The following is a 20,970-nucleotide window of genomic DNA, read 5'->3' as shown; positions in this document are numbered from 1 at the left end:
GGGAGCCGTTAGTGTTTTTAGCGTTGAGCGTTATGCCACGCCTTGCTCATCTTCCGCGGCACCCGGCTGCTTCGGTACCAGCACCGTTGGTTTGTTATCGATGCGCGTCACCAGCAGCTGGTCGATACGGTAGTTATCGATATCCACCACCTCGAACTTGTAGCCCGAGAATTTCACCGCATCGGTGCGTTTCGGGATCTTACGCAGCATAAACATCATAAAACCGCCGATGGTCTCGTAGTTGCCGGACTGCGGGAATTCGTCGATATCCAGCACGCGCATGACGTCGTCAATCGGCGTACCGCCGTCAATCAGCCACGAGTTTTCATCACGCGCGACGATCTGCTCTTCCAGCCCCTGGCCGACCAGATCGCCCATCAGGGTCGTCATGACGTCGTTAAGGGTGATAATCCCCACCACCAGCGCATATTCGTTCATGATCACCGCGAAGTCTTCACCGGCGGTTTTAAAGCTCTCCAGCGCTTCTGATAGCGTCAGGGTATCGGGAACAATCAGCGTATTGCGAATCTGTACGCCGCCGGTCAGCACCAGGCTTTGATTCGCCAGCACGCGATTGAGCAGATCTTTAGAGTCCACATAGCCGATGATATGGTCGATATCTTCGTTACAGACCAGGAATTTGGAGTGCGGGTGCTCCGCTACCTTGTTCTTCAGGCTTTGCTCATCTTCGTGCAGATCGAACCAGATAATATTTTCGCGTGAGGTCATGGAGGACGGAACGGTACGTGATTCCAGCTCGAAAACGTTCTCGATCAGCTCATGCTCCTGCTTACGTAGCACCCCGGCCAGCGCACCGGCTTCCACTACGGCGTAAATATCATCGGAAGTGATATCGTCCTTACGCACCATCGGTATTTTGAACAGGCGGAAGATGTTGTTCGCCATGCCGTTGAACAGCCACACCAGCGGGCGGAAGATCAGCAGGCAGAAGCGCATCGGGTTGATGATACGCAAAGCCACCGCTTCTGGCGCAATCATACCGATGCGTTTCGGAGTCAGGTCAGCAAACAGAATGAACAGGCTGGTGACCAGGGTAAAGGAGATGATAAAGCTCAATTGCTCTGAAAGCTCGGCAGACATGTACTGGCTCAGCAGACTGTGGAAAGCCGGCGAGAAGGCCGCGTCACCGACGATACCACCGAGAATTGCCACGGCGTTGAGGCCGATCTGCACGACGGTAAAGAAAGTGCCCGGGTTTTCCTGCATTTTGAGAACGCGTTGAGCGTTCACGTTGCCATCATCAGCCAGCAGTTTGAGTTTGATCTTACGTGAGGCTGCCAGTGAGATCTCCGATATCGAAAAAAACGCACTGACGGCAATCAGACAAAGAATGACTAAAATACTATTTAACATAGTTTATCCAGCCGTTGAGGCCAGATCCTCGGAAGGGAAGTTGATAACTCTCATGTGGAACACATAAAAAACCGGTCCGAAGGCACTGGACCGGCTATAACACAGGGTAGTATAGCGTAAGCGACTGTAAAGCCGCCAGAGCGTTAATGACTCACCTGACGATAATCCCTGTTATGGCTGTGGGGGCAGGCAGACGCCAATCCCTCCGATACCGCAGTAGCCGTACGGGTTTTTGTGCAGGTACTGCTGATGGTCATCTTCGGCATAGTAGAACGGCTTGGCGGTGGCGATTTCGGTGGTGATCGCGCGCTGGTCGTTGGCATCGCGCATCGCCGCCTGGAAACGCGCCAGGCTGGCCTTCGCCGCTTCGTCCTGCTCCGGGGTCAGCGGATAGATGGCAGAGCGGTACTGGGTGCCATGGTCATTGCCCTGCTGCATCCCCTGGGCCGGGTCGTGATTTTCCCAGAATACCTGCAGCAGCTGATCGTAGCTGATGACCTGCGGATCGTACACGACGCGTACGGCTTCGGCATGCCCGGTTTCGCCGGAACAGACCTCACGGTAGGTCGGGTTCGGCGTGTAGCCCCCGGTATAGCCTGCGGCGGTACTGTAAACGCCGGGCAGCTGCCAGAACAGGCGCTCGACTCCCCAGAAGCAGCCCATGGCGAACAGCGCAACTTCCATCCCGGCCGGAACGTTGGTCATGGAGTGGCCATTGACAGCGTGGAGTGTTGCCACCGGCATGGGAGTGTTGCGTCCTGGCAGCGCATCGGCCTGGGCGACAAGATGCGTTTTATCAAATAGACTCACGGTTGGCCTCTCAAAAACATAAGTCGTGGTTAAGGTTGTAACGAAGCGTGTCTTTTAACACAATAAACACGCGCGATACGTCTAGATTTAAACATAAGAATTATTTGGGTTAGCGTCACTTTTTCAACCCTAAGTTGTTGGGGTTTTGTTAAGCCGTGGAACGGCGCTTTCGTTTCCTGCGGGGGGAAACAAGGATATTCAGGAGAAAACGTGCTACAAATCCGCCAGTTATGTGTCACCAGCCTTTTGCTGGTCAGCGGGGTCGCTAGCGCCGCGAGCGTGCGTTTGCAGGTTGAGGGGTTATCCGGGGAGCTGGAAAAAAACGTCCGGGCTCAGCTATCCACGATCCAGAGCGATGAAGTCACGCCGGATCGACGCTTTCGCGCGCGCGTTGATGATGCCATCCGCGAAGGGTTGAAAGCCCTGGGGTACTACGAACCGACGATCGATTTCGACTTACGTCCGCCACCGGCAAAAGGCCGTCAGGTGCTGATTGCCAAAGTCACGCCCGGCGAACCGGTGCGTATTGGCGGCACGGAGGTCATTCTGCGCGGCGGGGCGCGTACAGATCGCGACTATCTGGATTTGTTAAAAAAACGTCCGGCTATCGGCACCGTGCTGAATCACGCCGATTATGACGGCTTCAAGGGTTCGCTTACCCGCGTCGCATTGCGCAAAGGCTATTTTGACAGCGAATTCAATAAAAGCCAGCTCGGCGTCTCTCTCGATCGCCATCAGGCCTTCTGGGATATCGATTACAACAGCGGCGAACGCTACCGCTTTGGCCCTGTCTCCTTCAGCGGCTCGCAGATCCGCGAAGAGTATCTGCAAAATCTGGTGCCCTTTAAGCAGGGGGATTACTACACCTCTGAGGATCTGGCGGAGCTGAACCGCCGCCTGTCGGCCACCGGCTGGTTCAGTTCGGTGGTGGTGGCGCCGGAGTTTGCGCAAGCGCGTCAAACCAAGGTGTTGCCGCTGCATGGCGTGGTGTCGCCGCGGAAAGAAAACACCGTGGAAACCGGGGTCGGCTATTCGACCGACGTCGGGCCGCGGGTCAAAGCGACGTGGAAAAAACCGTGGATCAACTCCTATGGCCACAGCTTAACTTCCAGCCTGAGCCTTTCCGCGCCCGAACAACAGCTCGATTTTAGCTATAAAGTCCCGCTGCTGAAGAACCCGTTGGAACAGTATTACCTGATGCAGGGCGGCTTTAAGCGTACGGATCTCAACGATACTAAAGCCGACTCCTCGACGCTGGCGGTCTCGCGTTACTGGGAGCTCTCCAGCGGCTGGCAGCGCGCCATCAACCTGCGCTGGAGCCTTGACCACTTTACCCAGGCGAACGTCACCAACACCACCATGCTTATCTATCCCGGGGTCTCGGTGAACCGCACCCGCTCGCGGGGCGGCCTGATGCCGACCTGGGGCGACTCCCAGCGCTACTCGGTGGACTATTCCAACACCCTGTGGGGGTCGGATATTAACTTCGTCGTCGCCCAGGCGCAGGATGTGTGGATCCGTACCCTCTACGACCGCCACCGCTTTGTCGTGCGCGGCAACCTCGGCTGGATTGAGGCCGATGACTTCAACAAAGTGCCGCCGGACCTGCGTTTCTTCGCCGGGGGGGACCGCAGTATTCGCGGCTATAAATACAAATCCATCTCGCCAAAAGATGACGATGGCAAGCTGCTTGGCGCCTCGAAGCTGGCAACCGGCTCGCTGGAGTATCAGTACAACGTCAGCGGGAAATGGTGGGGCGCGGTGTTTATCGACGGCGGCGAAGCGGTCAGCGATATCCGCAAAAGCGATTTTAAAACCGGCACCGGCGTCGGCGTTCGCTGGCAGTCGCCGGTGGGGCCTATCAAGCTGGATATCGCCGCACCGATCGGCGACAAAGAAGAGCACGGTTTACAGTTTTACATCGGTCTGGGGCCTGAATTATGAGTTTATGGAAGAAAATAAGCCTCGGGGTACTGGTCTTTTTAGTCCTGCTGCTGGGGACGGTGGCGTTGCTGGTCGGAACCACCAGCGGCCTGCATCTGGTGCTGAAGGCGGCGGATCGCTGGGTTCCCGGTCTGGAAATTGGCAAGGTAACCGGCGGCTGGCGTGACCTGACGCTACAGAACGTGCGTTTTGCTCAGCCTGGCGTGGCGGTCACCGCCGGGCAGTTCCATCTGGCGGTCAAAGTACAGTGCCTGTGGGACAGCAGCCTGTGCGTCAACGACATTTCGCTGCGCGATATCTACGTGGCGATCGATACCAGCAAAATGCCGCCTGCGGCGCCGGTGGAAGAGAAGGATGCGGAGCCGCTGAACCTTGCAACTCCGTATCCCATCACCCTGAGCCGCGTCGCGCTGCACAACGTGAACGTTAAAATCGATGACACCGCCGTTTCGGTCCGCGACTTCGCCACCGGCCTTCAGTGGCAGGAAAAAAACCTGACTCTGACGCCAACGTCGCTGCAGGGGCTGCTGATCGCCCTGCCGAAGGTGGCGAAAGTGGCGCAGGAGCAGGTGGTTGAACCGAAGATCGAGAATCCGCAGCAGGAGGAAAAACCGCTCGGCGAGACGATGAAAGCGCTGTTCTCGCAGCCGTTACTGCCGGAAATGGCCGACGTCCACCTGCCGCTGAACCTCAATATTCAGGAGTTCCGTGGCGAGCAGCTGCGGGTCACCGGCGACACCGATATGACCGTCTATAACATGCTGCTGAAAGTCAGCAGCATCGACGGACAGATGAAGCTGGATACGCTGGATATCGATTCTGACCAGGGTAAAGTAACCGCCTCGGGAACCGCCCAGCTGCAGGACAACTGGCCGGTCGATATCACCCTCAACAGCACGCTGAACATCGATCCGCTGAAGGGGGAGAAGGTGACGGTGAAAGTGGCCGGCGAGGTGCGCAAAAAGCTGGAGGTCGGCGTTGATTTAGCCGGCGCCGTGGCGATGACATTGCGTGCCGAAGCGCAGCTGGCGGAAGCCGGCCTGCCGCTGAATATGACGCTGAAGAGCAAACAGCTGTACTGGCCGTTTAGCGGAGAAAAGCAGTTCCAGGCCGACGATTTGCAGCTGACATTTAGCGGCAAGATGACCGACTACACCATGGCCTTCAGTACCGCGGTAAAAGGGCAGTCGCTGCCGCCGGCCAAAATTACCCTTAATGCGAAGGGCAATGAACAGCAGATCAATCTTGATAAGCTGACTATCGCCGCGCTGGAAGGGAAAACCGAGCTGAAGGCGCTGCTGGACTGGCAGCAGGCGATTAGCTGGCGCGGCGAGCTGACCCTCGACGGCATCAATACGGCGAAAGAGGTACCGGACTGGCCGTCGAAACTGAACGGGTTGATTAAAACGCAGGGCAGCCTGTACGGCGGGAGCTGGCAGATGTCGGTGCCGGAACTGAAGATCGCCGGTAACGTGAAACAGAATAAGGTCGACGTCAGCGGTTCGCTGCAGGGTAACAGCTACATGCAGTGGAAAATCCCCGGGCTGCATCTGGCGCTCGGTAAGAACAGCGCCGAAGTGAAGGGCGAGCTGGGGGTTAAAGATCTGAATCTGGATGCCACCATCGATGCGCCGAATCTGGACAATGCGCTGCCGGGTCTCGGCGGAACGGCGAAGGGGCTGCTGAAAGTTCGCGGTACCGTCGAGGCGCCGCAGTTGCTGGCGGATATTACCGCGCGAGCGCTGCGCTGGCAGGAGCTGACCATCGCCCAGGTCAACGTCAAAGGGGACGTGAAGTCCAGCGACCAGATTGGCGGCAACCTCGACGTGCGCGTCGATCGTATCAGCCAGCCGGGCGTGAACATCAGCCTGGTGCAGCTGAACGCCAAAGGCAACGAAAAACAGCACGACCTGCAGCTGAAGGTACAGGGCGATCCGGTCTCCGGGCAGCTGTCGCTGGCGGGGAGCTTCGATCGTAAAGAAGAGCGCTGGAAGGGGACGCTGAGCAACACCCGTTTCCAGACGCCGGTCGGTCCGCTTTCCCTGACGCGCAACATCGCGCTGGATTATCGTAACCGCGAGCAAAAAATCAGTATCGGGCCGCATTGCTGGAGCAACCCGAATGCCGAGCTGTGCGTGCCGCAAACCATCGATGCCGGCGCCTCCGGGCGGGCGGTCGTCAATCTCAACCGCTTTGACCTGGCGATGCTGAAGCCGTTTATGCCGCAGGAGACCCAGGCCAGCGGCGTGTTCAGCGGTAATGCCGATGTCAGCTGGGACACCACCAAAGAGGGGCTGCCGCAGGGCAAGGTGACGCTGAGCGGGCGGAATGTGAAAGTGACCCAGACGGTCAACGATGCGCCGCTGCCGGTGGCCTTTGATACTCTGAACCTCACCGCCGATCTGCATAACAACCGCGCCCAGCTCGGCTGGCTGATCCGCCTGACCAACAACGGACAGCTGGATGGGCAGGTGCAGATCAGCGACCCGCAGGGCCGACGTAACCTCGGCGGCAATGTGAACATCAGTAACTTCTCGCTGGCCATGATTAACCCGATCTTCTCCCGGGGAGAAAAAGCGGCGGGGATGCTCAACGCTCGTCTGCGCCTCGGCGGCAACCTGCAAAGCCCGCAGCTGTATGGCCAGATGCAGCTCAACGGCGTGGAGATCGACGGTAACTTTATGCCGTTCGATATGCAGCCGAGCCAGCTGGCGATGAATTTCACCGGCACCCGTTCGACGCTCCAGGGCACCGTGAATACCAGACAGGGGCAAATTAGCCTGAGCGGCAACGCCGACTGGACCCAGATCGACAACTGGCGCGCGCAGGTGGCGGCCAAAGGCAATCGGGTCCGGATTACCGTGCCGCCGATGGTGCGTCTGGACGTGTCGCCGGACGTGGTCTTTACCGCCACCCCGAGCCTGTTCAGCCTCGATGGCAGCGTGGATGTACCGTGGGCGCGTATTGTCGTTAACGATGTGCCGGAGAGCGCCGTCGGGGTCTCTTCAGATGAGGTGATGCTGGATAAAAATCTGCAGCCGATCGAGAAGCAGAGCGCCGGTATTCCGATTAACAGTAATCTGACGATCCACGTCGGCAATAACGTCCGTCTTGACGCCTTTGGCCTGAAGGCGCGGCTGACCGGCGATCTGAAGGTCGCCCAGGATAAACAGGGCCTGGGGCTGAACGGGCAGATTAATATCCCGGACGGCCGCTTCCACGCTTACGGTCAGGACCTGATCGTACGGAAAGGGGAGCTGCTGTTCTCCGGCCCGCCGGATCAGCCATTGCTGAATATCGAAGCGATTCGTAACCCGGATTCGACGGAGGACGATGTGATTGCCGGCGTACGGGTGACCGGGTCTGCCGATCAGCCGAAGGCGGAAATCTTCTCCGACCCGGCGATGTCGCAACAGGAAGCGCTTTCTTACCTGCTGCGTGGCCAGGGTTTAAGCAGCGGACAGAGCGATAGTGCCGCAATGACATCAATGCTTATTGGGATGGGGGTTGCACAAAGTGGTCAGGTTGTGGGTAAAATCGGCGAGACGTTTGGCGTAAGCAATTTGGCGTTGGATACCCAGGGAGTAGGCGACTCCTCCCAGGTGGTAGTCAGCGGCTATGTACTGCCAGGTCTGCAGGTAAAATATGGGGTCGGTATCTTTGATTCCCTGGCGACGCTGACATTACGCTATCGCCTGATGCCTAAGCTATATATGGAAGCGGTGTCTGGCGTAGACCAGGCTCTCGATTTGCTCTATCAGTTTGAGTTTTAGCAATGCGAATATTTGTTTACGGCAGTTTACGACGCAAACAAGGCAACAGCCACTGGATGACTAACGCTCAGTGGCTGGGCGATCATAGTGTCAACGATTATCAGCTGTACAGCCTGGGCCACTATCCAGGCGCGGTGCCGGGTGAGGGCACAGTACATGGTGAAGTGTATCGTATTGACGCATCGACGCTGGCCGAACTGGACGCCCTGCGCACTAAAGGCGGTGAATACGCACGTCACCTGATCCAGACGCCTTATGGCAGCGCATGGATGTATGTCTATCAACGCCCCGTTGAGGGCTTCACGCTGATAGAGAACGGCAACTGGTTAGACAGAGACCAGTATTAACCACGGCAACGCCACCCTCGGGTGGCGTTGTTTTTTTGCGGCTATCGCGGATTGGCGCGGCGCAGGTAAATCGCAGGCATAAAAAAACCCCTACTGACCGGGAGACCGGCGTTCAGGGTTGTGAGGCAGAAGCGAACTTATTTCTTCGCAGCGCGCTCGAAGGAAGCAATGATTTCAGCTTTCGCCGCTTCAGCATTGTCCCAACCGTCAACTTTCACCCACTTGCCTTTTTCCAGATCTTTGTAGTGCTCGAAGAAGTGAGTGATCTGAGCTTTCAGCAGTTCCGGCAGGTCGTTCACATCTTTGATGTGATCGTACTCTTTGCTCAGCTTGGTGTGCGGTACCGCAACCAGCTTCGCATCTTCACCCGACTCATCGGTCATTTTCAGAACGCCAACCGGACGGCAGCGGATCACTGAACCTGGCTCCAGCGGATACGGCGTCGGGACCAGCACGTCAACCGGGTCGCCGTCCAGAGACAGGGTGTGGTTGATATAGCCGTAGTTGCACGGATAGAACATCGCAGTGGACATGAAGCGATCGACGAACAGTGCACCGCTCTCTTTGTCGACTTCGTATTTGATTGGGTCCGCGTTAGCCGGGATCTCGATCACGACGTAGATATCTTCCGGCAGATCTTTACCCGCAGGTACGTTGAGTAAGCTCATGTCTGTTTCCTTTAAAATGTATGGCAAACAAGTGCCCGGTATTATAGCCAACTCACATCGAATGTCTTCGCTTCTTTTTCTTCCGGGCGCCGGGAAGAAGTCTGAATTTTTCAGCGCAAAACAACCTGAAAATCCATAAACATAGCCGCATCCTGAATAAAATAATGTAATCGCTTACACTGCATCTGTTTGCTATCACAACCGGTGAAAAATTTTGACTGACACGATATTGGCAGCGAGAGCCGCGAAGCCTTATCCGCTCTCAGCGACAGTAAATCGCGGAACTTAACATTTGATTTACTTTTTCGAAGTGTGATGTAACGCATTCAGTTACATCACGGGTTGTCTATAGTTTGTCCGCAGATGACGATTTAACTTACAGCAACCCGACGAGGATCATTTTATGTGGAAGCGCTTACTTCTTGTCACAGCAGTTTCCGCAGCTATGTCGTCTATGGCAATGGCTGCCCCTCTGACCGTAGGATTTTCGCAGGTCGGATCTGAATCCGGCTGGCGTGCGGCCGAAACCAACGTCGCGAAGGAGGAGGCCGCTAAACGCGGTATCACCCTGAAGATTGCCGACGGTCAGCAAAAACAGGAAAACCAGATTAAGGCCGTCCGCTCCTTTATTGCTCAGGGCGTCGACGCCATCTTTATCGCTCCGGTGGTGGCCACCGGCTGGGAGCCGGTGCTGAAAGAGGCCAAAGAGGCCAAAATTCCGGTGTTCCTGCTCGACCGCTCGATTGAGGTGAAAGACAAAGATCTCTACATGACCACCGTGACCGCCAACAACGTGCTGGAAGGCCAGCTGATTGGCGACTGGCTGGTGAAAACCGTCGCCGGTAAGCCGTGCAACGTGGTGGAACTGCAGGGGACCGTCGGGGCGAGCGTGGCGATTGACCGTAAGAAAGGCTTTGCCGACGCGATTGCCAAAGCCTCCAACATCAAAATTATTCGCTCTCAGTCCGGCGACTTTACCCGCAGCAAAGGGAAAGAGGTGATGGAGAGCTTTATCAAAGCCGAAAACAACGGCAAGAACATTTGCATGGTTTACGCCCATAACGATGACATGGCGATCGGCGCTATCCAGGCGATTAAAGAAGCGGGGCTGAAACCGGGCAAAGATATCCTCACCGGCTCGATTGACGGCGTACCGGATATTTATAAAGCGATGATCGCGGGCGAGGCGAACGCTAACGTCGAACTGACGCCGAACATGGCCGGCCCGGCGTTTGATGCGCTGGAGAAATATAAGAAAGACGGCACCGTGCCTGAGAAGCTGACCCTGACCAAATCGATGCTCTACCTGCCGGATACGGCGCAAGAAGAGCTCGAGAAGAAGAAAAATATGGGCTACTGAGTGGTGTGCGAAACCGATAGCCGGGCGGGGCGCTGCGCCGCCCGGGCTAGCCTGAAATACTGGGAGGGTGAGAGCGAATATGAACGCCGAGGCACGCCAGGAAATCCTTCGCACGGAAGGACTTAGCAAATTCTTCCCCGGCGTTAAAGCGCTGGATAACGTCAATTTCAGCCTGCGGCGCGGCGAAATCATGGCCCTGCTGGGCGAAAACGGGGCGGGCAAGTCGACGCTGATCAAAGCGCTCACCGGCGTCTATCATGCCGATCGTGGGGCGATATGGCTGGAAGGAGAGCAAATATCGCCGAAAAATACCGCTCATGCCCAGCAGCTGGGCATCGGCACGGTGTATCAGGAGGTGAATCTGCTGCCCAACATGTCGGTGGCGGACAATCTGTTTATCGGTCGTGAACCCCGTCGCTTTGGCCTGCTGCGGCGCAAAGAGATGGAAAAGCGCGCGACGTCACTGATGGCCTCCTACGGTTTTTCCCTCGACGTCCGCGAACCGCTTAACCGCTTTTCGGTGGCGATGCAGCAGATTGTCGCCATCTGCCGGGCTATTGACCTCTCGGCCAGAGTGCTGATCCTCGACGAGCCGACCGCCAGTCTGGATACCCAGGAGGTGGAGATGCTCTTCACCCTGATGCGCCAGCTGCGCGATGACGGCGTCAGCCTGATTTTCGTCACCCATTTCCTTGACCAGGTGTATGCCGTCAGCGACCGGATTACCGTTTTGCGCAACGGCGGTTTTGTCGGCTGCCGGGAAACCGCCGAGCTGCCGCAGATCGAGCTGGTGAAAATGATGCTTGGCCGCGAGCTGGAGCATGATGCCCTGCATCGTGCGGGCCGTACCTTGCTCAGCGACAAACCGGTGGCGGCGTTCGCCGGTTTTGGTAAGAAAGGCACCATCGCCCCGTTTGATCTGCAGGTTCGCCCCGGCGAGATTGTCGGCCTGGCGGGGCTGCTGGGCTCCGGGCGTACCGAAACGGCGGAGGTCATTTTCGGGATTAAACCGGCCGACAGCGGCAAAGCGTGGATCAAAGGGAAACAGCAGGCGTTGCGCTCGCCGCATCAGGCCTCCAGCCTGGGAATCGGTTTCTGCCCTGAGGATCGCAAGACCGACGGCATTATCGCCGCGGCCTCGGTGCGGGAAAATATCGTGCTGGCGCTGCAGGCCCAGCGCGGCTGGCTGCGCCCCATCCCCCGGCGCGAGCAAAATGACATTGCCGATCGCTTTATCCGCCAGCTGGGTATTCGTACCCCCAGCCGCGAACAACCGATTGAATTTCTCTCCGGCGGCAACCAGCAGAAGGTGTTGCTCTCCCGCTGGCTGCTGACCAGGCCGCAATTTCTGATCCTTGATGAGCCGACGCGCGGTATCGATGTCGGCGCGCATGCGGAGATCATCCGGCTGATTGAAACCCTGTGCGCCGACGGCCTGGCGCTGCTGGTGATCTCCTCGGAGCTGGAGGAGCTGGTGGGCTATGCCGATCGGGTGATTATCATGCGCGATCGCCAACAGGTGGCGGAGATCCCCCTCGCCGAGCTCTCCGTGCCGGCGATCATGAACGCTATTGCGGCATAAAGGAGTAAACCATGATGCCTCGATCTCTTCCGCAAACCGGCCAGCCCAAACGGCGCTTCACCTGGCCGAAGGGCATGCCGCAACTTATCGCCCTGATCCTGGTGCTGGTGGTGGACAGCCTGGTGTCGCCGCACTTCTTCCAGATTGTGCTGCAGGATGGCCGTCTGTTCGGCAGCCCCGTGGATATTCTCAATCGCGCCGCGCCGGTGGCGCTGCTGGCGATGGGGATGACGCTGGTGATTGCCACCGGCGGGATTGACCTGTCGGTCGGCGCGGTGATGGCGATTGCCGGCGCCACCGCGGCCTCGATGACCGTCTCCGGTCACAGCCTGCCGGTGGTGCTGCTGTCGGCGCTGGCGGCCGGAGCGTTGGCCGGCCTATGGAACGGTGTACTGGTGGCGGTGCTGAAGATCCAGCCGTTCGTGGCCACGCTGATCCTGATGGTGGCCGGACGCGGCGTCGCCCAGCTGATCACCTCCGGGCAAATTGTCACCTTTGACTCGCCGCATCTGGCATGGCTCGGCAGCGGCTCGCTGCTGCTGCTGCCGATGCCGGTGCTGATCGCCGCCATGACGCTGCTGCTGTTCTGGCTGTTTACCCGTAAAACGGCGCTCGGGATGTTTATCGAAGCGGTGGGGATCAACATTCGGGCGGCGAAAAACGCCGGGGTTAATACCCGGATTGTGGTGATGCTGGCCTATGTGCTGAGTGGGATTTGCGCAGCCATTGCCGGGGTTATCGTCACGGCGGATATCCGCGGCGCCGATGCCAACAACGCCGGGCTGTGGCTGGAGCTCGACGCCATCCTGGCGGTGGTGATCGGCGGCGGGTCGCTGATGGGCGGTCGCTTTAACCTGCTGCTGTCGGTGGTTGGGGCCCTGATCATCCAGGGGATGAATACCGGGATCCTGCTGTCGGGGTTCCCGCCGGAGCTGAACCAGGTCGTCAAGGCGGTGGTGGTACTGTGCGTGTTGATCGTCCAGTCGCCGCGCTTTATCGGCTTACTGAAAGGAGTGCGTGGCCATGATAAAACGTAATTTACCGTTGATGATCACCCTCGCCGTCTTCGCGCTGGGCTATCTCTACTGCTTAACCCAGTTTCCCGGCTTTGCTTCGACGCGGGTCATCTGCAATATTCTCACCGATAACGCCTTTCTCGGCATCATTGCGGTGGGGATGACCTTCGTGATCCTCTCCGGCGGGATCGATCTGTCGGTGGGGTCGGTGATCGCCTTCACCGGCGTGTTCCTGGCGAAAGCCATTGGTACCTGGGGGATCGACCCGCTGCTGGCGTTCCCGCTGGTGCTGGCGATGGGCTGCGTCTTCGGCGCGCTGATGGGCTGGCTCATCGATACCCTGAAGATCCCGGCTTTCATCATTACCCTCGCCGGCATGTTTTTTCTGCGCGGCGTCAGCTATCTGGTGTCCGAAGAGTCGATTCCTATCGATCACCCGCTGTATGACACTCTGTCCGGGCTGGCGTGGACGATTCCCGGCGGCGGTCGCCTGAGCGCGATGGGGCTGCTGATGCTGCTGGTGGTGGTGGCGGGCATTTTTATGGCCCACCGTACCCGCTTCGGCAACCAGGTGTATGCCCTCGGCGGCAGCGCGATTTCGGCTAACCTGATGGGGATTTCGACCCGCGGCACCACGATTCGGATCTATATGCTGTCCACCGGGCTGGCGACGCTGGCGGGGATCGTGTTTTCGATTTACACCCAGGCCGGCTATGCCCTCGCCGGCGTCGGCGTCGAGCTGGACGCGATTGCGTCGGTGGTGATTGGCGGCACGCTGCTGAGCGGCGGCGTCGGTACGGTGCTGGGAACGCTGTTCGGGGTGGCGATTCAGGGGCTGATTCAGACCTACATCAACTTCGACGGGACCCTCAGTTCGTGGTGGACGAAAATCGCCATCGGCATCCTGCTGTTTATCTTTATCGCGCTGCAGCGCGGATTGACGGTGCTGTGGGAGAATCGGCAGAACTCGCCGGTCACGCGGGTGAGCGGTACGGCGCACCGTTAGCAGCAGAGACCCCTCCCGCCAGGCGAGAGGGGAACAGGGATGCCTTACGCGTCCGGGAACTCTTTAATAAAGTTTTCGACGTCTTCAACCATGTGGTTGTTGCCGACGAAGAAAGAACGGCGCTGGTGCAGGCTGGTCGGGATAATGTCCAGAATACGCTCTTTACCGTCGCTGGCTTTACCGCCCGCCTGTTCGGCAAGGAACGCCATCGGGTTGCATTCGTACAGCAGACGCAGCTTACCGTCCGGGTGGCTGGCGGTGCTTGGATACAGATAGATCCCGCCTTTCAGCAGGTTGCGGTGGAAATCCGCCACCAGCGAGCCGATATAGCGCGAGGTGTACGGGCGCTGGGTTCCGGTATCCTCTTCCTGACAGAATTTGATGTACTTCTTCACGCCCAGCGGGAACTTGATGTAGTTGCCTTCGTTGATCGAGTAGGTGTTGCCCTTTTCCGGGAAGCGCATGCGCTCCTGGGACAGGCAGAACACGCCGAGTGAAGGATCGTAGGTAAAGGCGTGTACCCCGCAGCCGGTGGTGTAGACCAGCATGGTGGAGGAGCCGTAAACCACGTAGCCTGCGGCGACCTGCTGACTGCCCGGTTGCAGGAAATCTTCAACGGTGACCGGTGTGCCAACCGGAGTTATGCGACGGTAGATGGAGAAGATCGTCCCCACGGAGACGTTAACGTCGATGTTAGAGGAACCATCCAGAGGGTCCATGAGCACCACGTATTTCGCGTGTTCACAGCCTTCAAAGACGACGATCTCATCTTCTTCTTCAGAGGCGATCCCGGCGACGATATCGCGCGCTCGCAGTGCAGCTTTCAATTTTTCATTGGCGAACAGGTCGAGTTTTTGCTGTACCTCACCCTGAACGTTCTCAGCACCGCTGGCACCCAGGATATCGACCAGACCGGCCTTGTTGATATCGCGGTGGATGATCTTGGCGCCTAACTTTATCGCCGACAACAAAGCAGTAAGCTCGCCGGTTGCGTGGGAGAACTCGTGTTGCTTTTCGACAATAAATTCACCTAACGTTTTCATAACCCGTTCCCTGCATGTTTATGTGAAGTAAAACGAACGCAACAATCTTAACAAAGAATAAAAAAAGTTCGCACAGGTGAATCGCGCCAGCAAAAAACGGATTAACCTGAAATGCATTTCTCTGATGCCGTACATATGGGTAAAATGTGCGCCAGATTAAAGAGGGAAGTGACGAATGCGCATTCATATTTTAGGTATCTGTGGCACGTTTATGGGGGGACTGGCGATGCTGGCTCGTTCCCTCGGTCATGAGGTAACGGGGTCGGATGCTAACGTCTATCCGCCAATGAGCACCCTGCTGGAAAACCAGGGAATCGATTTAATTCAAGGATATGATGCCAGCCAGCTGGACCCACGGCCGGATCTGGTGATCATTGGTAATGCGATGACGCGCGGCAACCCGTGCGTCGAAGCGGTCCTGGAAAACAATATTCCGTATATGTCCGGCCCGCAGTGGCTACATGACTTCGTCCTGCGCGATCGCTGGGTTGTGGCGGTTGCCGGTACTCACGGTAAAACCACCACCGCGGGAATGGCGACATGGATCCTCGAAGCCTGCGGCTATAAGCCAGGCTTTGTCATCGGCGGCGTACCGGGTAACTTCGAGGTTTCCGCCCGTCTCGGCGAGAGCCCGTTCTTTGTTATCGAAGCCGATGAGTATGACTGCGCCTTCTTCGATAAGCGTTCCAAATTTGTACACTACTGCCCACGTACGCTGATCCTCAATAACCTTGAGTTCGATCATGCGGATATCTTTGACGACCTGAAAGCGATCCAGAAACAGTTCCATCATCTGGTGCGCATCGTGCCGGGCAAAGGCAAAATTATCCTGCCGGAAAACGATATCAATCTGAAACAGACGCTGGCGATGGGCTGCTGGAGCGAGCAGGAGCTGGTGGGCGAGCAGGGGCGCTGGCAGGCGAAGAAGCTGAACGCCGATGCCTCGCAGTGGGAAGTGTGGCTGGACGGTGAAAAAGTCGGTGAAGTGAAGTGGGAGCTGGTGGGCGAACACAATATGCATAACGGTCTGATGGCGATCGCCGCGGCCCGGCATGTGGGGGTGGTGCCGGCCGATGCCGCCGCTGCGCTGGGCAGCTTTATCAACGCCCGCCGTCGTCTGGAACTGCGCGGCGAAGCGAATGGCGTCACCGTATATGACGATTTTGCCCATCACCCAACGGCGATTCTGGCGACCCTGCAGGCGCTGCGCGGTAAAGTCGGCGGCACTGCGCGGATCCTCGCGGTGCTGGAACCACGTTCCAACACCATGAAAATGGGCGTATGCAAAGACGACCTGGCCCCCGCGCTGGGCCGCGCGGACGAAGTGTTCCTGCTCCAGCCGCAGCATATTCCATGGCAGGTGGCGGAAGTGGCGGAAGCCTGCGTGCAGCCTGCGCACTGGAGCGCCGATGTTGATGTGCTGGCCGATATGATTGTTAAAACCGCGCATCCGGGCGATCACATTCTGGTGATGAGCAACGGCGGCTTTGGCGGCATTCATCAGAAGCTGCTGGACAAGCTGGCCAGCAAGGCGGCCGCGGCAGAATAAGCGCCGTGCCGTCTCTCTCTGCCCTCCGTGTGAGGGCAGATTTCTTTTAGCGACCGTGGATGTGTCATGCTGACATCGCAAAAAATCACCGCTGCCGACGGTGTCCACTTTACTGCCGTAGACGCGCTGTACGACAAAGCGTTTCCGTGGCACGAGCAGCGCGAGCCGGCGGCAAAGCGGCAGGCGCTGCGCGACCCGCGCTACCTGCTGGAGGCGTGGTTCGATGACGGGGTATTTATCGGGCTGAGCGGCTGCTGGCAGTTTGCCGGCTACCGCTATATTGAGCATCTGACGATTGACGATACGCTGCGCTCGCGCGGCTACGGTAAACGCCTGCTGGCGGGGCTCCTGCAACGGGCGCCGTTGACCATTCTGGAAATCGATCCGTTAACCACCGAGATTGCCCATAAGCGGCTGCGTTTTTATGCCACGATGGGCTTTTGCGCCAACCCGTGGCCGCATCGTCACCCGACCTATCATCGCGGTATCGCCGATCATGAACTGATTGTGCTGAGCTATCCGCAGGCGATTGACGCCTCGCAGTATCGGCGTTTCGCCGGGGATTTACGACAGGTGGTGATGGCGGGAGTAGGGCTGTAGCCCGGATAAGGCGCAGCGCGCCGGCATCCGGGATTTTTCCCGGTCACGCGATGCTTACCGGGGCTACAGGAAACGATTAGCTTTCGCCTTCCGCCAGTTCACGCAGATACTGGAAGATCAGACGCGCGGACTTCGGCGGCTTGTTGCCTTCTTTCTCTTTTTTGGCGTTACGGATAAGCGAACGCAGCTGCTGACGATCGGCGTCAGGCCACAGGTTCAATACTTCAGGTACCGCATCATCGCCTTCCTCAATCAGACGATCGCGAATCATCTCCAGCTTATGGAACAGCGCAACCTGCTGGTTGTGGCGGTTCTTGAGCTTGTCTAACGCCTGGCGAATCGGATCGACATCGCGGCTGCGCAGCATTTTACCAATCAGCTGCATCTGGCGGCGGCGGCCTTCCTTCTTGATGCGCTGGGCGAGTTCAATGGCGTCGCGCAGGTCGCTATCGAGCGGGATTTTATCCAGCGCGTTTTTCCCCAGCTCCACCATTTCGGCGCCAAGACGCTTCAGTTCTTCCGCGTCACGTTTAATTTCACTTTTACTGACCCAGATAATTTCATCGTCTTCATCTTCAACGTCATCACCGGGCACGTCGTCGAGCCAGTCATCGGGCTGCTTAGTCATCTCAGGCTCCTTAAAAAAAGAGGCTAATGTTACCAGTTAAGGCGCGCACTGAAAAACGGTTCTCTGTTAGACTTCACTTAACACCTTCCTACATTATGGCATTAGCGATGAAAGTCATCTCTCAAGTTGCACAGCAGCGTAAGACGCTGGAAGAGGCCGTGACCACGGCGCTGGAACTGGCGGCAGGCAAATCGGACGGGGCGGAAGTCTCCGTCAGCAAGACGACCGGCATCAGCGTCAGCACCCGCTACGGCGAGGTGGAGAACGTGGAATTTAATAGCGATGGTGCGCTCGGCATCACCGTTTATCACCAGAACCGCAAGGGGAGCGCCTCCTCAACCGATCTTAGCCCGCAGGCCATTGCCCGCACGGTGCAGGCGGCGCTGGATATCGCCCGCTATACCTCGCCGGATCCGTTCGCGGGCGTGGCGGATAAAGCGCTGCTGGCCTTTGACGCGCCGGACCTCGACCTGTTCCATCCGGCGGAAGTGACGCCGGATCAGGCGATTGAGCTGGCCGCCCGCGCTGAACAGGCGGCGCTGCAGGCCGACAAACGCATCACCAACACCGAAGGCGGCAGCTTCAACAGCCACTACGGCATCAAAGTGTTCGGCAATAGCCACGGTATGCTGCAGAGCTACTGCTCCACCCGCCACTCCCTTTCCAGCTGCGTGATCGCGGAAGAGAACGGCGATATGGAGCGCGACTACGCGTACACCATTGGCCGCGCGCTGGAAGATTTACGCACCCCGGAGTGGGTCGGTGACGAGTGCGCCCGCCGCACCCTGTCACGGCTGACGCCGCGTAAGCTCTCGACGATGAAAGCACCGGTTATCTTTGCCAACGAAGTCGCGACCGGGCTGTTTGGTCACCTGGTCGGGGCGATCGCCGGCGGCGCGGTATACCGCAAATCCACCTTCCTGCTGGATTCACTCGGCCAGCAGATCCTGCCGGACTGGCTGACCATCGAAGAGCATCCGCATCTGCTGAAAGGGCTGGCCTCAACGCCGTTCGACAGCGAAGGCGTGCGTACCGAACGTCGGGACATCATTAAAGACGGCGTGCTGACCCAGTGGCTGCTGACCAACTACTCTGCGCGCAAGCTGGGGATGAAGAGCACCGGTCACGCGGGCGGCATCCACAACTGGCGGATTAACGGCCGCGGCCTGAGTTTTGAAAAGTTGCTTAAAGAGATGGGCACCGGGCTTGTCGTCACCGAACTGATGGGGCAGGGTGTCAGTGGCGTGACCGGCGATTACTCACGCGGCGCTTCCGGCTTCTGGGTTGAGAATGGCGAAATTCAGTATCCGGTAAGCGAAATCACTATCGCAGGCAATCTGAAAGAGATGTGGCGTAATATCGTGACCGTTGGTGACGATATCGAAACGCGCAGCAATATTCAGTGCGGCTCCGTGCTGCTGCCTGAGATGAAAATCGCCGGACAGTAATACCGTTATACCTTCATTATTCAAGATGCAGTTTGCCGAATAACGTTTACAGAAGGGCGCTCCTGCGGCGCCCGTTTGCTTAAATAATAAAAAAGGAAGTGAGCAATGCGTAAAAAACTGTTAGCAATGTTGGCTGTCTCCGCCCTTGCAATGGGTTCCGCGTCGGCGCTGGCCGCCGAACTGGGTGAGGATATGGACACCATCGCGGAAAACCTGCAGGTGGTGCAGAAAACCTCCGATGCGGGCGAGCTGAAGGCGGCCCTGAGCAAAATGCGCGCCGCCGCTGCGGATGCGCAGAAAGAGACCCCGCCGAAGCTGGAAGGGAAAGCCGCCGACAGCGCAGAAATGAAAGATTATCGCCACGGTCTGGATATCCTGATTGGCCAGATTGACGGCGCGCTGAAGCTGGCGAATGAAGGTAAAGTGAAAGAGGCGCAGGCCGCCGCGGAAGCGTTTAAAACGACCCGCAACACCTACCATCAGAAGTACCGTTAAACCCCGTTGCAGGAGGTATCAGCCGATACCTCCTGCTCGTTTCCCGTCATAAAACCCCGTTGACATCACACTTTTCCTTTTTTCTTCTACGGTTATTCGCACCGCTCTTCCCACGCAAACCACGATTGTCCTGTGATGTGCATCACGTAATTTCGCCGAAAATGCCATTTTCACGGCAATTATGTGCATTGGATCACGCAGCCCGTCCGCCTTTCCACTTCGAAGTGGAAAACAACTCGCTACAAACTCCTCCTCCCCGGCGCTAGTTTTATCCCCAGAGACATCAACGGGGTAACACAAGTGAATAACGGAGCGGTAACAAACGACGTAGGGGACCAGGCGACGCAAACTGAGCAGCTTGCTGAGAAGATGCTGCAGCAGGTTTATGCACTGTTAAGCCGTCGCAATATCATCCCCAACGCCGTCCAGGAACAGATGCTGACATCCCACGTGCGGGCGATGGCCCACCGGTCGATTAGCGGCGAACCGCTGCCGGAAGTGGACGCCAGCCTGTTTGAAGAGATTTCAGAAGATTCAATGATGCTTGCCCGCGAAGTGGTTGCGCAGTTCGGCAACCTGCCAGAAGAAGAGTCCTGGCTGCTGTCCGTCCACTTCGAAGTAGCAAAAGACAACCTGTAAGGAGTAGCAAATGGAACAGATTACCGTAGTGATTGGCGACCGTCTGGGTAAAGGACAAAAAGTGGCCGCGGGCGCGGAAAAAGCCGGCGCGCATGCCGTGGTCGTACCGGGCGTTGCCGCGGATATGAAACTTGGCGACGTGATGAAAGCAGAAAACGCCAGCTTTGGTATCTCCTTCTGCGGCAGCGGCGGCGCTGGCGCCATCACCGCGCAAAACAAACACGGCTACAAGGCGAAATATGGCATGCGCTCCGTTGACGAAGGCGTGACCGCCATCAACGAAGGCTACAACGTACTGGGTTTCGGCTTCATGGATAAAGAAGAGCTGGGCGAGCGCCTGGTTGAAGCCTGGAAAAAGAAATACGGCGCCTGAGCATGAAAGAGCAATTCACCACTACGGTGAGCGTGACGGGCAAAGGCGAGAGCAAAACACGGGCCTTCGCCGACGCCCTGAATCACGTACAGGCAGCGGTGATGAAAACCTCACCGCATATCTTACTGCGTATTGAGCCACAGGATGTGAAGGTTGTTCATGCGCGTGAAGCGGTGCGTAAAGAAGCGTTCTTATTCTTCTTTTTGCGCCGTGAACGACGGACCTACAGCGTGGAGCTGGATGTCACCGTCAACGTGACCGCCATTAATCTCGATAAAGTGGATTTCGTCACGCACACCTGATTTTCACCATAGG

General features: G+C 57.6%; 19 protein-coding genes. 14 read left to right on the top strand and 5 right to left on the bottom strand.

Annotated elements, in window-relative coordinates; all coding sequences use genetic code 11:
- Positions 1-30 precede the first annotated feature (30 nt).
- Complete coding sequence (locus tag EDF73_RS16485) at positions 31-1,374, bottom strand: hemolysin family protein (protein ID WP_132730172.1); 1,344 nt, start codon at positions 1,372-1,374, stop codon at positions 31-33.
- A gap of 171 nt (positions 1,375-1,545) precedes the next feature.
- Entirely contained in the window at positions 1,546-2,184 is a 639-nt protein-coding gene (msrA, locus tag EDF73_RS16480; protein WP_132730171.1) for a peptide-methionine (S)-S-oxide reductase MsrA, read from the bottom strand.
- A 210-nt stretch (positions 2,185-2,394) separates the two neighbouring features.
- On the opposite strand from msrA, the gene tamA reads away from it, so the two are divergent.
- Genes tamA through EDF73_RS16465 form a run of 3 tightly spaced genes read left to right on the top strand, consistent with a single transcriptional unit; the run spans position 2,395 to position 8,248 of the window.
- Positions 2,395-4,128, top strand: coding sequence for an autotransporter assembly complex protein TamA (gene tamA, locus EDF73_RS16475; protein ID WP_132730170.1), 1,734 nt, complete (start codon positions 2,395-2,397; stop codon positions 4,126-4,128).
- A complete protein-coding gene (gene tamB, locus EDF73_RS16470) occupies positions 4,125-7,901 on the top strand; it encodes an autotransporter assembly complex protein TamB (RefSeq protein WP_132730169.1) in 3,777 nt (1,258 codons plus the stop codon). Before tamA ends, tamB begins: the two co-directional genes overlap by 4 nt.
- Positions 7,902-7,903: 2 nt before the next feature.
- Entirely contained in the window at positions 7,904-8,248 is a 345-nt protein-coding gene (locus EDF73_RS16465; protein WP_004857174.1) for a gamma-glutamylcyclotransferase, read from the top strand.
- A gap of 137 nt (positions 8,249-8,385) precedes the next feature.
- Here EDF73_RS16465 and ppa read toward each other — a convergent pair whose 3' ends face one another.
- Complete coding sequence (ppa, locus tag EDF73_RS16460) at positions 8,386-8,916, bottom strand: inorganic diphosphatase (protein WP_008460444.1); 531 nt, start codon at positions 8,914-8,916, stop codon at positions 8,386-8,388.
- A gap of 403 nt (positions 8,917-9,319) precedes the next feature.
- On the opposite strand from ppa, the gene ytfQ reads away from it, so the two are divergent.
- From ytfQ to yjfF, 4 genes are all read left to right on the top strand, one after another.
- The gene (ytfQ, locus tag EDF73_RS16455; RefSeq protein WP_132730168.1) at positions 9,320-10,276 is read left to right on the top strand and encodes a galactofuranose ABC transporter, galactofuranose-binding protein YtfQ; all 957 of its coding nucleotides are present in this window, start codon (positions 9,320-9,322) and stop codon (positions 10,274-10,276) included.
- Between the two features lie 79 nt (positions 10,277-10,355).
- On the top strand, positions 10,356-11,858 hold the full coding sequence (ytfR, locus tag EDF73_RS16450; RefSeq protein WP_132730167.1) for a galactofuranose ABC transporter, ATP-binding protein YtfR: 1,503 nt from the start codon (positions 10,356-10,358) through the stop codon (positions 11,856-11,858).
- Between the two features lie 11 nt (positions 11,859-11,869).
- On the top strand, positions 11,870-12,895 hold the full coding sequence (ytfT, locus tag EDF73_RS16445) for a galactofuranose ABC transporter, ATP-binding protein YtfT (RefSeq protein WP_132730166.1): 1,026 nt from the start codon (positions 11,870-11,872) through the stop codon (positions 12,893-12,895).
- Positions 12,882-13,880 carry a galactofuranose ABC transporter, permease protein YjfF gene (yjfF, locus tag EDF73_RS16440; RefSeq protein ID WP_132730165.1) on the top strand — a complete coding sequence of 333 codons (999 nt, stop codon included), beginning with the start codon at positions 12,882-12,884 and terminating at the stop codon, positions 13,878-13,880. Before ytfT ends, yjfF begins: the two co-directional genes overlap by 14 nt.
- A gap of 44 nt (positions 13,881-13,924) precedes the next feature.
- On the opposite strand, the gene fbp is transcribed toward yjfF, so the two are convergent.
- Positions 13,925-14,923 (bottom strand): class 1 fructose-bisphosphatase, encoded by a 999-nt coding sequence (gene fbp / locus EDF73_RS16435; protein ID WP_132730164.1) that lies wholly within the window; start codon positions 14,921-14,923, stop codon positions 13,925-13,927.
- A gap of 175 nt (positions 14,924-15,098) precedes the next feature.
- On the opposite strand from fbp, the gene mpl reads away from it, so the two are divergent.
- A complete protein-coding gene (gene mpl, locus EDF73_RS16430; protein WP_132730163.1) occupies positions 15,099-16,472 on the top strand; it encodes a UDP-N-acetylmuramate:L-alanyl-gamma-D-glutamyl-meso-diaminopimelate ligase in 1,374 nt (457 codons plus the stop codon).
- Between the two features lie 66 nt (positions 16,473-16,538).
- Entirely contained in the window at positions 16,539-17,072 is a 534-nt protein-coding gene (locus EDF73_RS16425) for a GNAT family N-acetyltransferase (RefSeq protein WP_132730162.1), read from the top strand.
- Between the two features lie 76 nt (positions 17,073-17,148).
- Here EDF73_RS16425 and yjgA read toward each other — a convergent pair whose 3' ends face one another.
- Positions 17,149-17,700, bottom strand: coding sequence for a ribosome biogenesis factor YjgA (gene yjgA / locus EDF73_RS16420; protein WP_004857200.1), 552 nt, complete (start codon positions 17,698-17,700; stop codon positions 17,149-17,151).
- Positions 17,701-17,795: 95 nt separating this feature from the next.
- On the opposite strand from yjgA, the gene pmbA reads away from it, so the two are divergent.
- From pmbA to EDF73_RS16395, 5 genes are all read left to right on the top strand, one after another.
- The gene (gene pmbA / locus EDF73_RS16415; protein WP_132730161.1) at positions 17,796-19,148 is read left to right on the top strand and encodes a metalloprotease PmbA; all 1,353 of its coding nucleotides are present in this window, start codon (positions 17,796-17,798) and stop codon (positions 19,146-19,148) included.
- Between the two features lie 105 nt (positions 19,149-19,253).
- Positions 19,254-19,643, top strand: coding sequence for a cytochrome b562 (cybC, locus tag EDF73_RS16410; protein ID WP_132730160.1), 390 nt, complete (start codon positions 19,254-19,256; stop codon positions 19,641-19,643).
- A 300-nt stretch (positions 19,644-19,943) separates the two neighbouring features.
- Positions 19,944-20,282, top strand: a complete 339-nt coding sequence (locus tag EDF73_RS16405; protein ID WP_132730159.1) for a glycine dehydrogenase — start codon at positions 19,944-19,946, stop codon at positions 20,280-20,282.
- 10 nt (positions 20,283-20,292) lie between these two features.
- Positions 20,293-20,655, top strand: coding sequence for an SFCGS family glycine-rich protein (locus EDF73_RS16400; protein ID WP_132730158.1), 363 nt, complete (start codon positions 20,293-20,295; stop codon positions 20,653-20,655).
- Between the two features lie 2 nt (positions 20,656-20,657).
- Complete coding sequence (locus EDF73_RS16395; RefSeq protein WP_132730157.1) at positions 20,658-20,957, top strand: DUF4312 family protein; 300 nt, start codon at positions 20,658-20,660, stop codon at positions 20,955-20,957.
- The last annotated feature ends 13 nt before the right edge of the window (positions 20,958-20,970 follow it).

Source organism: Klebsiella sp. BIGb0138 (genome assembly GCF_004342285.1).
Classification (GTDB): Bacteria; Pseudomonadota; Gammaproteobacteria; order Enterobacterales; family Enterobacteriaceae; genus Klebsiella.
This window is presented reverse-complemented; position numbering and strand designations above follow the sequence as displayed.